The organism is Paraburkholderia sp. TE9906 (assembly GCF_056279605.1).
On sequence record NZ_JBWCCT010000021.1, the window covers coordinates 47,467 to 62,364 of the forward strand.

Annotated in this window: 11 protein-coding genes and 1 pseudogene; 10 read left to right on the forward strand and 2 right to left on the reverse strand. The window is 63.2% G+C overall.

The annotated features are described in order from the left end of the window. Positions 1–23: 23 nt before the first annotated feature. Positions 24–2,768, forward strand: a pseudogene (gene metH / locus ACZ9H4_RS34290) (methionine synthase); the annotation flags it as partial. A 155-nt stretch (positions 2,769–2,923) separates the two neighbouring features. Then, positions 2,924–3,133, forward strand: a complete 210-nt coding sequence (locus ACZ9H4_RS34295; protein ID WP_408150350.1) for an acid-shock protein — start codon at positions 2,924–2,926, stop codon at positions 3,131–3,133. Positions 3,134–3,273: 140 nt separating this feature from the next. On the opposite strand, the gene ACZ9H4_RS34300 is transcribed toward ACZ9H4_RS34295, so the two are convergent. Next, complete coding sequence (locus ACZ9H4_RS34300) at positions 3,274–3,600, reverse strand: DUF1840 domain-containing protein (protein ID WP_408150352.1); 327 nt, start codon at positions 3,598–3,600, stop codon at positions 3,274–3,276. Between the two features lie 455 nt (positions 3,601–4,055). Here ACZ9H4_RS34300 and argS point away from each other — a divergent pair, with 455 nt between their 5' ends. The 6 genes from argS (at position 4,056) to ACZ9H4_RS34330 (ending at position 10,952) form a co-directional block, all read left to right on the forward strand. Beyond that, positions 4,056–5,846 (forward strand): arginine--tRNA ligase, encoded by a 1,791-nt coding sequence (gene argS / locus ACZ9H4_RS34305; protein WP_408150354.1) that lies wholly within the window; start codon positions 4,056–4,058, stop codon positions 5,844–5,846. Positions 5,847–5,907: 61 nt separating this feature from the next. Beyond that, positions 5,908–6,726, forward strand: a complete 819-nt coding sequence (locus tag ACZ9H4_RS34310) for an SPOR domain-containing protein (RefSeq protein ID WP_408150356.1) — start codon at positions 5,908–5,910, stop codon at positions 6,724–6,726. Positions 6,727–6,885: 159 nt separating this feature from the next. Further along, a complete protein-coding gene (locus ACZ9H4_RS34315) occupies positions 6,886–7,524 on the forward strand; it encodes a thiol:disulfide interchange protein DsbA/DsbL (protein ID WP_408150358.1) in 639 nt (212 codons plus the stop codon). Positions 7,525–7,539: 15 nt separating this feature from the next. Next, a complete protein-coding gene (locus tag ACZ9H4_RS34320) occupies positions 7,540–8,313 on the forward strand; it encodes an SDR family oxidoreductase (RefSeq protein ID WP_408150360.1) in 774 nt (257 codons plus the stop codon). Between the two features lie 3 nt (positions 8,314–8,316). Continuing rightward, entirely contained in the window at positions 8,317–9,135 is an 819-nt protein-coding gene (locus tag ACZ9H4_RS34325; RefSeq protein WP_408157416.1) for a helical backbone metal receptor, read from the forward strand. Positions 9,136–9,365: 230 nt separating this feature from the next. Further along, entirely contained in the window at positions 9,366–10,952 is a 1,587-nt protein-coding gene (locus ACZ9H4_RS34330; protein WP_408150364.1) for an ABC transporter substrate-binding protein, read from the forward strand. Between the two features lie 86 nt (positions 10,953–11,038). Here ACZ9H4_RS34330 and ACZ9H4_RS34335 read toward each other — a convergent pair whose 3' ends face one another. Further along, the gene (locus ACZ9H4_RS34335) at positions 11,039–12,112 is read right to left on the reverse strand and encodes an MBL fold metallo-hydrolase (RefSeq protein ID WP_476122589.1); all 1,074 of its coding nucleotides are present in this window, start codon (positions 12,110–12,112) and stop codon (positions 11,039–11,041) included. 190 nt (positions 12,113–12,302) lie between these two features. Between ACZ9H4_RS34335 and ACZ9H4_RS34340 the strand changes: the two genes are divergently transcribed. Both ACZ9H4_RS34340 and aceK read left to right on the forward strand, forming a co-directional pair. Continuing rightward, positions 12,303–12,707: a MerR family transcriptional regulator gene (locus ACZ9H4_RS34340; protein WP_168669483.1), complete on the forward strand. Its 405-nt coding sequence runs from the start codon at positions 12,303–12,305 to the stop codon at positions 12,705–12,707. 295 nt (positions 12,708–13,002) lie between these two features. Beyond that, positions 13,003–14,844: a bifunctional isocitrate dehydrogenase kinase/phosphatase gene (gene aceK, locus ACZ9H4_RS34345; RefSeq protein WP_408157411.1), complete on the forward strand. Its 1,842-nt coding sequence runs from the start codon at positions 13,003–13,005 to the stop codon at positions 14,842–14,844. The last annotated feature ends 54 nt before the right edge of the window (positions 14,845–14,898 follow it).

A 14,898-nucleotide genomic window follows, 5' to 3' on the forward strand; every position in this document is an offset into this window, starting at 1 on the left:
GCCGCACCGTAGCCGCACCTCAACGCAAGCAATCGACTCGCACATACGCCATGACCGATCACACCATGCGCCTTGCCGGCCTCGAGCCGTTCAACGTCACGTCCGGGACGCTTTTCATCAACGTCGGTGAACGCACCAACGTGACTGGCTCGAAAGCGTTCGCGCGAATGATCCTGAACGACCAGTTCGACGATGCGATTGCCGTCGCGCGCCAGCAGGTCGAAAACGGCGCGCAGGTCATCGACGTCAACATGGACGAAGCGATGCTCGATTCGAAAGCGGCGATGGTGCGCTTCATGAATCTGATCGCGTCGGAGCCGGACATCGCGCGCGTGCCGATCATGATCGACTCGTCGAAGTGGGAAGTGATCGAAGCGGGCCTGAAGTGCGTGCAAGGCAAGGCGATCGTCAACTCGATCTCGCTGAAAGAAGGCGAAGAGGCGTTCCGCCATCACGCGAACCTGATTCGCCGCTACGGCGCGGCCGCCGTGGTGATGGCCTTCGACGAACAGGGCCAGGCCGACACCTTCGAGCGCAAGACGCAGATCTGCAAACGCTCGTATGACTTCCTCGTGAACGAAGTCGGCTTCCCGCCGGAAGACATCATCTTCGATCCGAACATCTTCGCGGTCGCCACCGGTATCGAAGAACACAACAACTACGCGGTCGACTTCATCAACGCGACGCGCTGGATTAAACAGAACCTGCCGTACGCGAAGGTGAGCGGCGGCGTGTCGAACGTGTCGTTCTCGTTCCGTGGCAACGACCCGGTGCGCGAAGCGATCCACACCGTGTTCCTCTATCACGCGATCCAGGCGGGCATGGACATGGGCATCGTCAACGCGGGCCAGCTCGGCGTATATGCCGACCTCGACCCCGAGTTGCGCGAGCGCGTGGAAGACGTGGTGCTGAACCGTCGTGAAGACGGCACCGACCGTCTGCTCGAAATCGCCGACAAGTTCAAGACCGGCGCCGCGAAGAAGGAAGAGAACCTCGAGTGGCGCAACCAGCCGGTCGAAAAACGTCTGGCGCACGCACTCGTGTCGGGCATCACCAATTTCATCGTCGAAGATACCGAGGAAGTGCGTGCGAAGATCGCGGCGGAAGGCGGCCGCCCGATCAGCGTGATCGAAGGTCCGCTGATGGACGGCATGAACATCGTCGGCGACCTGTTCGGTCAGGGCAAGATGTTCCTGCCGCAGGTCGTGAAATCGGCGCGCGTGATGAAGCAGGCGGTCGCGCATCTGATCCCGTTCATCGAAGAAGAAAAGAAGCAGCTCGCCGAAGCCGGCGCCGACGTGCGCGCGAAGGGCAAGATCGTCATCGCCACGGTGAAGGGCGACGTGCACGACATCGGCAAGAACATTGTCTCCGTGGTGCTTCAGTGCAATAACTTCGAAGTGGTCAACATGGGCGTGATGGTCTCGTGCAACGACATTCTCGCGAAGGCGAAGGTCGAAGGCGCGGACATCATCGGGCTCTCCGGGCTGATCACGCCGAGCCTCGAAGAGATGGCCTACGTCGCGTCGGAAATGCAGCGCGACGACTACTTCCGCGTGAAGAAGATTCCGCTGCTGATCGGCGGCGCGACCACCTCGCGCGTGCACACCGCGGTGAAGATCGCGCCGCATTACGAAGGCCCGGTGGTCTATGTGCCGGACGCGTCGCGCTCGGTGTCGGTGGCGTCGAGCCTCCTGTCCGATGGAGGCGCGGCAAAATACGTCGACGAACTCAAGGCCGACTACGACCGCATCCGCGACCAGCACGCCAACAAGAAAGCGCAGCCGATGGTCACGCTCGCCGAAGCCCGTGCGAACAAGACCAAGGTCGACTGGGCGAACTATCAGCCGGTCAAGCCGAAATTCATCGGCCGCCGCGTGTTCAAGAACTTCGATCTGAACGAGCTCGCGAACTACATCGACTGGGGTCCGTTCTTCCAGACCTGGGACCTGGCCGGTCCGTATCCGGCGATCCTGAACGACGAGATCGTCGGCGAATCGGCAAGACGCGTGTTCTCGGACGGCAAGTCGATGCTTGCGCGTCTGATCCAGGGCCGCTGGCTGCAGGCCAACGGCGTGATCGCGCTGCTGCCGGCCAACACGGTCAACGACGACGACATCGAAATCTACACGGACGAATCGCGCTCGGAAGTCGCACTCACGTGGCGCAACCTGCGCCAGCAAAGCGTGCGGCCGGTGGTGGACGGCGTGATGCGGCCGAACCGGTCGCTCGCCGACTTCATCGCGCCGAAAGACTCAGGCGTGGCCGACTACATCGGCATGTTCGCGGTGACGGCGGGTCTGGGCGTCGACGTGAAGGAAAAACAGTTCGAAAAGGATCACGACGACTACAGCGCGATCATGCTGAAGGCGCTCGCCGACCGCTTCGCCGAAGCGTTCGCCGAAGCGCTGCACGCACGCGTGCGGCGCGACCTGTGGGGCTACGCGAACACCGAAAGCCTCTCGAACGACGAGCTGATCGCCGAAAAATATCGCGGCGTCCGTCCGGCGCCCGGCTATCCGGCCTGCCCGGATCACCTCGTGAAGCGCGACATGTTCGACGTGCTGCACGCCACCGAAATCGGCATGAGCGTGACCGAATCCCTCGCGATGCTGCCGGCGGCCAGCGTGTCGGGCTTCTATCTGGCGCACCCGGACAGCACGTATTTCTCGGTCGGCAAGATCGGCCAGGACCAGCTCGAAGACTACGCGCAGCGCATGTCGCTGTCGAAAAAGGACGCCGAGCGCGCGTTGGCGCCATTGCTGTAAGCCTTGTGGCGGGAAACCCACCATATCGGGTCTGAAAGACTGAATATTTGCGGCAGCGTAATTTTCGGCTTTGTAGACTGGGTCGGTTTCATCCCGCCAGGCGCGGCCAAAACGCGTCGGCTTATCTAATTGCAATCGTCAACGGAGAAAATCGTATGAAAAAGCTGGCGCTGTTATTGACTGCTGTTTCGCTTGCCGTGGGCGCCTCGGCGGCGCTGGCCCAGCCCGCCGCCCCCGGCGGCTCCAGCGCGGTCAGTTCGTATTCGCCGCCGGTTCAGAAGCACGTCAAGAAACCGAAGAAGCAGAAGACGAAGAAAGGTGCGTCGGCTCCCGCTGCCGCCCCGGCAGTGGCCGCCAGCCAGTAAGCGGCACGGCCGGCCCCGGCCCGTTGCAAAAACAAAGAGCCCGCGTCGAGCGGGCTCTTTTCATTGGTGCGTCAGGCCTCGGGCCTCGCGTGGTCAGGCATTGCGGCTGCCGTACACGCTCTCGCGCGGCATGCGGGGGGTCAGAGCCCCCAGACGATGTCCGCGTTTGCCTTCTGCGCCGCGCGCAGCATGTCGAGGAACGGATACGCGCGTTGCGCGAGCCCCGGCGGAATCTCGTGATGATCATGACCATCTTCGCCTTCGTGGAAATGGCCGTCGTGCTCGGCGCGTTCCTGCTTGTCGAAGGTGATGGCGGTTTCGAGCTTCTCGATGGCCAGGCCCAGTTCGTCGTGAGTGATGACGCCCCGCTCCCCAAGGCGTTTGCCGACAATGCCGACCAGATACTGAGCCAGATTCTCCAGCATCATCACGTCTGGGCAGGCGCGGCATTTGAAAGTAATCAGCATGACTGTTCCCTTTTTCGTTATGTTGGATCGACGCGCGAGCGGCCCGAAGGCGGCTGCCGGCGCGCATGACGCGCCTGTCACGACAACTCGCCGGTCAGGCGCGGCGGCCACGGCCCTTGCTGGGCATCTCATTGAACATATTAGCACCTGCTAAAATCCGTCTGGACGGAAAAGCGCGCCGCCCTGCGCCGCGCGAGGCGAAGCGCAAGCAGCGTGGCCGGGCCGGTTGGCCCCAACTCGCATGCCGTGGCAGTCGACACCGCTGCAAGTTGCCGTGCACCGCTTACCGCGTTGCAGACAACGTGCCCGATGGCGCTTCGGATGTACCCCGGCGCCTTCGAAAAGCCGCGCCGGTGCCTCGCCGCTTTCCACGCTTCTAACGAATCGGCCGCGCCAGCCACGCGGCCGGCGCCTCTTCCGCATCACCGGATTGCCTCACTGGACTCGCAACAAGCATGCTGCCCGCACATAAACATACCCTCGAAACCCTGCTCGCCGACACCGTGAAGCAGGTCGCGCTCGCCACGCAAGGCGCGAGCGAAGCCGCTTTCGTGTCGCCCACCATCACACTCGAACGCCCGAAGGTCGCCGCGCACGGCGACGTCGCGTGCAATGTGGCGATGCAACTCGCCAAGCCGCTGCGCGCCAATCCGCGCCAGCTGGCCCAGCAGATCGTCGACGCGCTGCTCGCGCAGCCGCATGCCCAGGGTCTCGTCGAGGCCGCCGAAGTGGCCGGCCCCGGCTTCATCAACTTGCGCCTCACGGCCGCGGCCAAGCAGGCAGTGATTGCCGCCGTGTTCGCCGAGAAAGGCGCATTCGGCCGCTCGCAACGCGACGCCGGCAAGCATGTGCTGATCGAATTCGTGTCGGCCAACCCGACCGGGCCGCTGCACGTCGGCCATGGCCGCCAGGCCGCGCTCGGCGACGCGCTGTCGAACGTGCTGGCCTCGCAGGGCTGGGATGTGCATCGCGAGTTCTACTACAACGACGCCGGCGTGCAGATCCACACGCTCGCGCTGTCCACTCAGGCGCGCGCGCGCGGCCTCGCTCCCGGCGACGAAGGCTGGCCGGCTTCGGCGTACAACGGCGAGTACATCGCCGACATCGCGAAGGACTATCTGAACGGCGCGACGGTGGCCGCGAGCGACGGCGAGCCGGTCACCGGCGCGGGCGACGTCGAGAATCTCGAAGCGATCCGCCGTTTCGCGGTCGCGTATCTGCGCCGCGAGCAGGACATGGACCTGCAGGCTTTCGGCGTGAAGTTCGACCAGTACTACCTGGAGTCGTCGCTGTACACGGAAGGCCGGGTCGAGAAAACCGTCGAGGCGCTGATCGCCGCCGGCAAGACCTACGAGCAGGAAGGCGCGCTGTGGCTGCGCACCACCGACGACGGCGACGACAAAGACCGCGTGATGCGCAAGACCGACGGCACCTACACCTACTTCGTGCCCGACGTCGCCTATCACGTCGCCAAGTGGGAGCGCGGCTTCACTAAAGTTATCAATGTTCAGGGCTCGGACCACCACGGCACGATCGCGCGCGTGCGCGCCGGCCTGCAGGGTCTCGGCGTCGGCATTCCGAAGGGCTATCCCGACTACATCCTGCATAAGATGGTCACGGTCATGCGCAACGGCGAAGAGGTGAAAATCTCCAAGCGCGCCGGCAGCTACGTGACGGTGCGCGACCTGATCGAATGGTCGGGCGGCGCGACGCCGGGTTCGGAAGCCGCTGTCGACCTGATCGACGAGGAAACGATTCGCCGCGGCCGCGACGCGGTGCGCTTCTTCCTGATCTCGCGCAAGGCGGACACGGAATTCGTGTTCGACATCGACCTCGCGCTGAAGCAGAACGACGAAAATCCGGTGCATTACGTGCAATACGCGCACGCGCGGATCTGCTCGGTGATCGCCGAATGCAAGGCGCGCTACAACACGGACGAAAGCACGCTCGCGAACGTAGACGTCGCACCGCTCAAGAGCGAACGCGCGATGGCCCTGCTGAACAAGCTCGCCGAATTCCCGGACATGCTGCAACACGCGGCCGACGAACTCGCGCCGCACGCGGTCGCGTTCTACCTGCGCGACCTCGCCGGCGAATTCCACTCGTTCTACAATGACAGAGCCGAACGCGTGCTGGTCGACGATGCGGCCGAGCGCAATGCACGCGTCGCGCTGCTCGCGGCCACGCGTCAAGTGCTGGCCAACGGTCTCGCGACGATCGGCGTCTCCGCTCCCGTCAAGATGTAAGTCCTCCGACGCAACATGCACGCGGCCGTCGTTATAATCGACGGCCGTTCCAGGATTCTTTTTGCAGGTGATTCGTACGATGGCAAAACCACGCCGCACAACAAAGCAATCGAAACAAACCGGGGGGACTTTTCTCGGCATCGTGCTGGGCCTGATCGTTGGCCTTGCGATCGCGGTAGTGGTGGCGCTGTATATCACCCGTGCGCCTACGCCGTTCGTGTCGAAGGTGGCGCCGCCCGCGGCGTCGGACACCGGCGCGAGCCAGACGCAATATGACCCGAACCGTCCGCTGCAAGGCAAGACGCCGGGCCAGCCGGTGCCGCAGGCAGCGCAACCCGCGCCGCCCAATACCGCACCGGGCCAGACCAATTCGCAGACCCAGTCGGGCATGCTCGAAGAACCGCAGATCGTCGAAGTGCCGCCGTCGGCAGGTAATGCGAACGGCACGGCGGTCGCGCCAAAGCCTTCGCAGGATAACGGTACCGGCACGTCCGCCGTGCCCGCTCCGGCGAAAAAGCCGCAAGCCTCCAGCGCGCCGGCCGCTACCGCCGCGGGCTCCGCGCCGAAGAGCACCTCGGCCCCGGCTACCGCTAACGCCGCCAAGCCGGGCGCAAGCGCGGCGCCAGCGCCGGGCGATGCGAACACCGGCTACTTCCTGCAGGTAGGCGCATACAAGACCGCAGCCGATGCCGAACAGCAGCGCGCGCGTCTCGCGTTCCAGGGCTTCGAATCGAAGGTGACCCAGCGGGATGCGGGCGGCGTGACGTACTATCGCGTGCGCATCGGACCGTTCTCGAAGTTCGAAGACATGAATTCGAGCCGTCAGCGTCTGTCGGACGCGGGCGTGGATACCGCCGTGATCCGCTTCACCAAACAATAAACAAACGGTAAACGTCGGCACGCGCGGCCACCGAAACTATCGGTGCGCGGTGCGTGTCACAACTCGTCGGACAGTTGCAACGTCCAATGCCGAATCTGGAAACGGTGACGGGCATTTGCGTGGCGCCACCGTTTCTCCGCCTACTCGAGTCAACACAACATGAAAAAACTGCTGAGCATTCTGTTTCTTTCGCTGGGTCTGATTGCCGCCTCGGCGCAGGCGTCGCCGGCCGCGCCGGTGTCGGGCAAGGACTACACCGTGCTGGCTTCGCCGCAGCCTACCGACGTGCCGGCCGGCAAGATCGAAGTCATCGAGTTCTTCTGGTACGGCTGCCCGCACTGCAACGAATTTAACCCGTACCTCGAAGCATGGGCGAAGAAGCAGGGTCCGGACGTCGTGTTCAAGCGCGTGCCGGTCGCCTTCCGCGACGACTTCATTCCGCACTCGAAGATGTTCCACGCGCTCGACGCACTCGGCGTCGTGAACGAACTCACGCCGAAGATCTTCAACGAAATCCACGTCAACAAGAACTACCTGCTGACGCCGGAAGACCAGAGTAAATTCCTCGCGAAGCTCGGCGTCGATCCGAAGAAGTACATGGAAGCGTACAACTCGTTCTCGACGCAAAGCGCGCTGCAGAAAGACAAGAAGATGCTCGACACGTACAAGATCGACGGCGTGCCGACGCTGGCCGTGCAAGGCAAGTATGAAACCGGCCCGGCCGCGACCGACAGCCTGCCGGGCACGATCCAGGTGCTCGACTACCTGGTGCAGCAAGTCCGCGCCAGGAAGATGTAAAGACGAGGCGCCGGAATGAGTTCACCGCTGAAGGTTTTCATTACCGGCGCTTCGAGTGGCATCGGCCTCGCGCTTGCCGCCGACTATGCGCGGCGCGGCGCGATTCTCGGCCTGGTTGCCCGCCGCGGCGGCGCGCTCGCCGCGTTCCAGCAGTCCCATCCGCACAACACCATCTCCATTTATTCCGTCGACGTTCGTGACGCCGAAGCGCTCGCCGAAGCGGCCGCGCAGTTCATCGCGCAACACGGCCTGCCGGATATCGTGATCGCCAACGCCGGCATCAGCCGCGGCGCGGTCACCGGACAGGGCGATCTGCGCACCTTCCGCGAAGTGATGGACGTCAACTACTTCGGCATGGTCGCCACCTTCGAACCGTTCGCCGCCGCGATGGTCGCCGCGAAGCGCGGCACGCTGGTCGGCATCGCCAGCGTCGCCAGTGTGCGCGGCTTGCCGGGCTCGGGCGCCTATAGCGCGTCGAAGTCGGCGGCGCTCAAGTATCTCGAAGCGTTGCGTGTCGAGATGCGGCCGCACGGTGTCGGCGTCGTCACCATCGCGCCCGGCTATATCCGCACGCCGATGACCGAGCACAACCCGTACACGATGCCGTTCCTGATGGACGCCGACCGTTTCGCCGCCAAGGTCGCGCATGCGGTCGAGCAGCAGACGGCGTTCGCGGTGTTTCCGTGGCAGATGCGCATCGTCGCGATGCTGCTGCACGTGCTGCCGCGCTGGCTCTACGACCGCGCGTTCGAACGCGCGCCGCGCAAGCCGCGCGTCGCCGCCGAATAAATCATGCAACCACGTGCGGTCGATGCAGCCGGCGTCGCGCACGAAACAGCGGGCGCCGCCGCGCGCATCGTCTCGCTGGTGCCGAGCGTCACCGAAACACTTTTCGCGCTTGGGCTCGACCGGCAGATCGTCGGGCGCACCGGCTTTTGCGTGCATCCGCACGACAAGGTGCGCGAGGTCCGCAAGGTCGGCGGCACCAAGGCCGTCAAGCTGGACGCAATTCGCGCGCTGCGCCCTACTCATCTGATCGTCAATATCGACGAAAACGAGCGCGACACCGTCGAGCAATTGCGCGCGTTCGTGCCGCATATCGTCGTCACTCATCCGCAGACACCGCAAGACAATCTCTCGCTTTACGCGCTGCTGGGCGCGATCTTCGACCGTAAGCAGGAAGCTCAAAGGCTCGGCGAAAGACTCGAAGGCCGGCTGCGCGAAGCTGCGGCGCAGGCTTTCGTCGCGCAAAACGTGCTGTATCTGATCTGGCGCGAGCCGTGGATGAGCGTGGCGCGCGACACGTACATCGCCGCGATGCTGAGGCTCGTGAACTGGCGCACGCTGCCCGATGTGCGAGGCGGAGCGTCGGGCGCCGCGCGTTATCCGATGCTCGACTTCGACGACGCGCCGTGGCTCGCCGATGTCGACCGCATCCTGCTGTCCAGCGAGCCGTATCGCTTCACGCAGACGCATCGCGACGCGCTCGCGCGTGACCCGAGGCTGGCGGGCAAGCGCATCGAGTTGATCGACGGCGAAATGGTGTCGTGGTATGGCGTGCGCGCGATCGAAGGCGTCGCTTATCTGCAGCGGCTTGCGTCAACGCCATGAGCGCGGACGCCCGCTCTCCATATGGATATGCGGATTAAGTTGTTGTCGCCATAATCTCCCTTCGATAAGCTTTCGCGAAGGCGCGCGGCGCGCATGAGCCGGGATCACCCACACCATGCGCGAGCGCCGGAAACGTATCACAATCAGGGCGGCGTCGACGCCCGTCCCTCGTCACCGGAATAACGCACAACCAGACGCACCGACTGACTGCGCTCGTTATGGGAGAACCTATGCGCTTCAAACTGCTCGCAGCCGCCCTACTGTTCACGGCGCCCGCGCTCGTGCTCGCCAAACCGCTGACCGTCTGTACCGAATCGAGCCCGGACGGCTTCGACGTGGTGCAGTTCAATTCGCTCGTCACGACCAACGCGTCGGCCGATGTGATCTTCAACTCGCTGGTCTCGTACGACGAGGCCACGAAGAAGGTGGTGCCGGCGCTGGCCGAGAAGTGGGACGTGAGCGCCGACGGCCTCACCTACACGTTCCATCTGCGCCCGAACGTGCAGTTTCAGGCCACCGACTACTTCAAGCCCAGCCGCGCGCTGAACGCCGACGATGTCGTCTTCACGTTCGAGCGCATGCTCAACGACAGCAATCCGTGGCACAAGGTGACGGGCGCGAGCGGCTTTCCGCATGCGCAGTCGATGGGCTTGCCGAAGCTGATCAAGTCGATCAGCAAGGTCGACGACAACACCGTCAAGTTCGAACTGACTGTACCGAACGCGACCTTCGTGCCGATCCTGACGATGGGTTTCGCATCGATCTATTCGGCCGAATACGCCGACGAGTTGCTTAAGGCGGGCAAGCAGACCGATTTGAACGCGAAGCCGATCGGCACCGGCCCGTTCGTCCTGAAGAGCTACACGAAGGACGCGGTGATCCGCTACGACGTGAACCCGACCTTCTGGGGGCCGAAGCCGAAGATCGACCGCCTGATCTACGCGATCACGCCGGACGCCACCGTGCGCGCACAGAAAGTGAAAGCGGGTGAATGCCAGATCGCGCTGTCGCCGAAGCCGCAGGATCTCGCCGACGCGAAGCAGGACAAGTCGCTCGCGATCGTGCAGACGCCCGCGTTCATGACCGCGTTCGTCGCGTTGAACACGCAGAAGAAGCCGCTCGACAACCAGAAGGTGCGCGCGGCGCTGAACATGGCGTTCGATCGCAGCACCTATCTGAAGACCGTGTTCGACAACACCGCGACACCGGCCACGAACCCGTATCCGCCGAACACGTGGAGCTACAACAAGTCGATCAAGGGCTGGCCGTACGATCCGGCGAAAGCGAAGAAGCTGCTTGCCGATGCGGGCTATCCGAACGGCTTCGAAACGACCATCTGGGTGCGTCCGAACGGCAGCGTGCTGAACCCCAATCCGAAGGCCGGCGCCGAATTGCTGCAGGCCGACTTCGCGAAGATCGGCGTGAAGGCGGACGTGAAGGTGATCGAGTGGGGCGAGCTGATCAAGCAGGCCAAACAAGGCCAGCATGATTCGCTGTTCATGGGCTGGGCCGGCGACAACGGCGATCCGGACAACTATCTGACGCCGCTCTTCAGTTGCAACGCGGTGAAGTCGGGGATCAACTTCGCGCGCTTTTGCGATCAGGATCTCGACAAGCTGATCACCGACGGCAAGGCCACGCCGGACCAGGCCAAGCGCACCAAGGCGTATGAACAGGCGCAGCAGATCATCCACGATCAGGCGCTGTGGATTCCGCTCGGCTATCCGACCGCCTCGGCGATCACGCGCACGAACGTCAGCGGTTATCACGTGAGCCCGTTTGGCCGGGTCAACTTCGGGACGGTCTCGGTGCAGTAATTCGCGCTTGCCCGAAGGTACACAGAAAAAAGCCCGGTTTGCATAACCGGGCTTTTTTTATCGACGCATCAACGCGATCTCATCACTCACGACGCTGAAAAACGGATCACGCCGTCCGCGTCCTGAGTGCGCTTCAACTCGCCCGCGAGCCACAGCAGATGCAAATGCGCGAGCGCCTCACCCAGCGCGAACGTCATCTGATGGATGTCGAGCTGGCGCTTGAACATCAAAGGCACGATGTCGGCGGCGCTCCGCGGCTTCTGAGTACATGCTTCGCGCACTTCGGCCAACCGCGCGTCGTGATGCTCGCGCAGTTGCCGGATACGCGTGCGCACGCCGCGAAACGGCTTGCCATGCGACGGCAGTACCAGTGTCTCTTCAGGCATGGTCTCGTAGCGGCCGAGCGACTCCAGATACAGCGCGAGCGGCGAGCCTTCCGGTTCGATATCGAACACCGACACGTTGGTCGAAATGCGTGGCAGCACCATGTCGCCGGAAATCAGCACGCCGGTTTCTTCGCAATGCAATGCGCAGTGTTCCGGCGAATGGCCGAAGCCCGTCACCACCCGCCACGTCCTGCCGGCGATCTTCACGCCATCGGCTTCGCGCAGACGCCGGTATTGCCCCGGGATCGCCGGCACGAGGCTCGAGTAGTAGCTCTTGCGATTGCGCAGCTTCTCGAGCGAATCCTCATCGTTCAGACCGTGGCGCGCGAAGTGCCGCGCCGCCGCCTCGCCGCCTGCATTCGAACCGTCGCCGGCGGCCATCACGCGAGCCTGCATGTATTCGCCGAGCGTCATCCAGAGCCGCGCGTCCCAGCGCTTCCTGTCACCGCCGCTGCACACCCAGTGCGCGAGGCCGATATGGTCCGGATGGCAGTGCGTGACGATCACGCGCAACACCGGTAGGCCGTCGAGCAGCGAGTCGAACACGCTCTCCCAGTTCTGCTTGATCGTGTCCGACGTGATGCCGCAATCCACCACCGTCCAGCCCTGCTTGCCGTCGATCTCGTCACGCAGCAGCCACAGGTTGATGTGGTCGAGCGCGAAAGGCAGCGGCATGCGCAGCCAGAACACGCCGCGCGCGACTTCCATCGTCTGGCCGGCTTCCGGCAAGCTGTCGTTGAATGGGTATTGGAGTTGATGTTCGAGTGCATTCATTGGGGATGTCTTCCTCCGTCGGCCGTCCGGCATGGCGAGGTGTGCGATGCCGGTCGGCGTGGTTGTGGCGCGCGCTTGCCGTGTCGCGCCGTGGTTGCAGCAATGGTTGCGTTCAGCTCAGGTTGACGATAACGTAAACGTCGATTCTATCGTCCAATCCGATTTTCTGCCCGGCCACGGGATGCCCCGTATGAATACGCAATACACGATCACCGAGCTCGCGCGGGAATTCGACGTTACGCCACGCGCGATCCGCTTCTACGAAGATCAGGGTTTACTCTCGCCGAGCCGCGAAGGGTCGAGCGGTTTGCGGCGCGTCTATTCGGGCCGCGACAGAACGCGTCTGAAGCTCACGCTGCGCGGCAAACGGCTCGGCTTCACGCTGTCGGAAATTCGCGAACTGCTGGACGTGTATGAATCGCCGACCGACACCGTGCCGCAATTGCACGCGTTTCTTGCCACGGTGGCGCGTCATCGCGAGGTATTGGAGCGTCAACTGGAAGACCTGAACGCGACGCTCGAAGATCTCGCGCAATACGAAGCCCAGGCGCGCGCGTTGCTCGACGGTGGCGCACGCGAGGCGAAGCCCGCATGAGCGAAGCGTGACGTGGCACGGCGTGGCGTGGCGCGGCACGGCACGGCACGGCACGAGCCGGATAAACGCAACGTAACGCAGTCAAGCGCAGCACGAAGCAATTTTTTTGCCGGAATTTGCGCCGGTTAGCGATGCCAAACCGGCGCATTGAGCGAAGATAGCTGGAAAGTCGGTGAACGCCTGACAACGCCCACAAGGCGGCAAGGCGCGAGCCGAGCGGCGCGATGCGTCGCGGGCCCACCCGGACGATACAATCACGGGTGTCTTCACGACATGGGACGAATGCACGGTCGACATGAATCACTTCCCCAAACTGCTGTCGTCGCAAATCGGCTTTGACGTCGCCCAGACGATGCTCGAAGGATTCGACCGCCATTACCGGATCTTCCGCGACGCCGCGATCCACGCGAAGACGCTCTTCGAAACCGGCGACTGGCACGGCCTGCAAAGGCTCGCGCGCGATCGCATTACCTCCTACGACGAGCGCGTCGAAGAATGCGTCGAACTGCTCGAAGACGAATACGACGCGGAAAACATCGACAGCGAAGTGTGGCAGCAGATCAAGCTGCACTACATCGGTCTCCTGACCACGCACCGCCAGCCTGAGTGCGCGGAAACGTTTTTCAATTCGGTGTGCTGCAAGATCCTGCACCGCTCGTATTTCAACAACGACTTCATTTTCGTGCGCCCGGCCATCTCGACCGAATACATCGAGAACGACGAACCGGCCGCGAAGCCGACTTATCGCGCGTACTACCCGGCGAGAGACGGACTCGCCGCGACGCTCGAGCGCATCGTCACGAACTTCCAGCTCGACCCGCCGTTCGAAGACCTGACGCGCGACGTCGGCTGCGTGATGCAGACGATCCACGACGCGTTCGGCGTCTTCGACGAAGCGCCGAACTTCCAGATTCACGTGCTTTCGTCGCTGTTCTACCGCAACAAGTCGGCGTATATCGTCGGACGGATCATCAACGGCGACGCGCTGCTGCCGTTCGCCGTGCCGCTGCGCCATGTGAAGCCGGGCGTGCTCGCGCTCGACACCGTGCTGCTCAGGCGCGAGCAACTGCTGATCATCTTCAGCTTCTCGCATTCGTATTTCCTCGTCGACATGGAAGTGCCGTCCGCTTACGTCGAATTTCTCGGCACCATCATGCCGGGCAAGCCGAAGGCGGAAATCTATACGTCGGTGGGTTTGCAGAAGCAGGGCAAGAATCTGTTCTATCGTGACCTGCTGCATCACCTGTCGCATTCGAGCGATCCGTTCATCATCGCGCCCGGCATCAAGGGGCTCGTGATGCTGGTGTTCACGCTGCCGTCGTTCCCGTATGTATTCAAGCTGATCAAGGACAACTTCCCGCCGCCGAAAGACACCACGCGCGCGCAGATCCAGGCGAAGTATCAGCTCGTCAAACGGCACGACCGCCTCGGCCGCATGGCCGACACGCTCGAATATTCGAGCGTCGCGTTGCCGGTGGCGCGGCTCGATGAAGCGCTCGTGCGCGAACTCGAAAAGGAAGTGCCGTCGCTGCTCGAATACGAGGGCGAGAACCTCGTGATCCGCCATATGTACATCGAGCGCCGCATGGTGCCGCTGAACCTGTTCCTGCAAACCGGCAACGACGACGACGTCGAGCACGGCATCAAGGAATACGGCAACGCGGTGAAGGAACTGATGCAGGCGAACATCTTCCCCGGCGATATGCTGTACAAGAACTTCGGCGTGACGCGTCATGGCCGCGTCGTGTTCTACGACTACGATGAAATCGAATATCTGACCGACTGCAACGTGCGCGCGGTGCCGGCGCCACGTAACGAGGAGGACGAAATGTCGGGCGAGCCGTGGTACTCGGTCGGCCCCCACGACATTTTCCCGGAGACGTACGGCACGTTTCTGCTCGGCGACCCACGCGTGCGCCGCTCCTTCATGCAGCACCACGCGGACTTCTTCGATCCTGCGCTATGGCAACGGCACAAGGATCATCTATTGAAAGGCGAACTGCCCGACTTTTTCCCGTACGACAGCCACGAGCGCTTCTGCATCCGTTATCCGGAACGCTTTGCCGATGCATCGGCATCCGCTTCACCGGATGCACCGCACGCGCCACCCGACGAGCGCAGCGTGCGCGTGGCGTAAAGCCCGCGCCGCCCGCCTCGTTGAATGTCTCGTCCGAACTTTATGTAACGACTT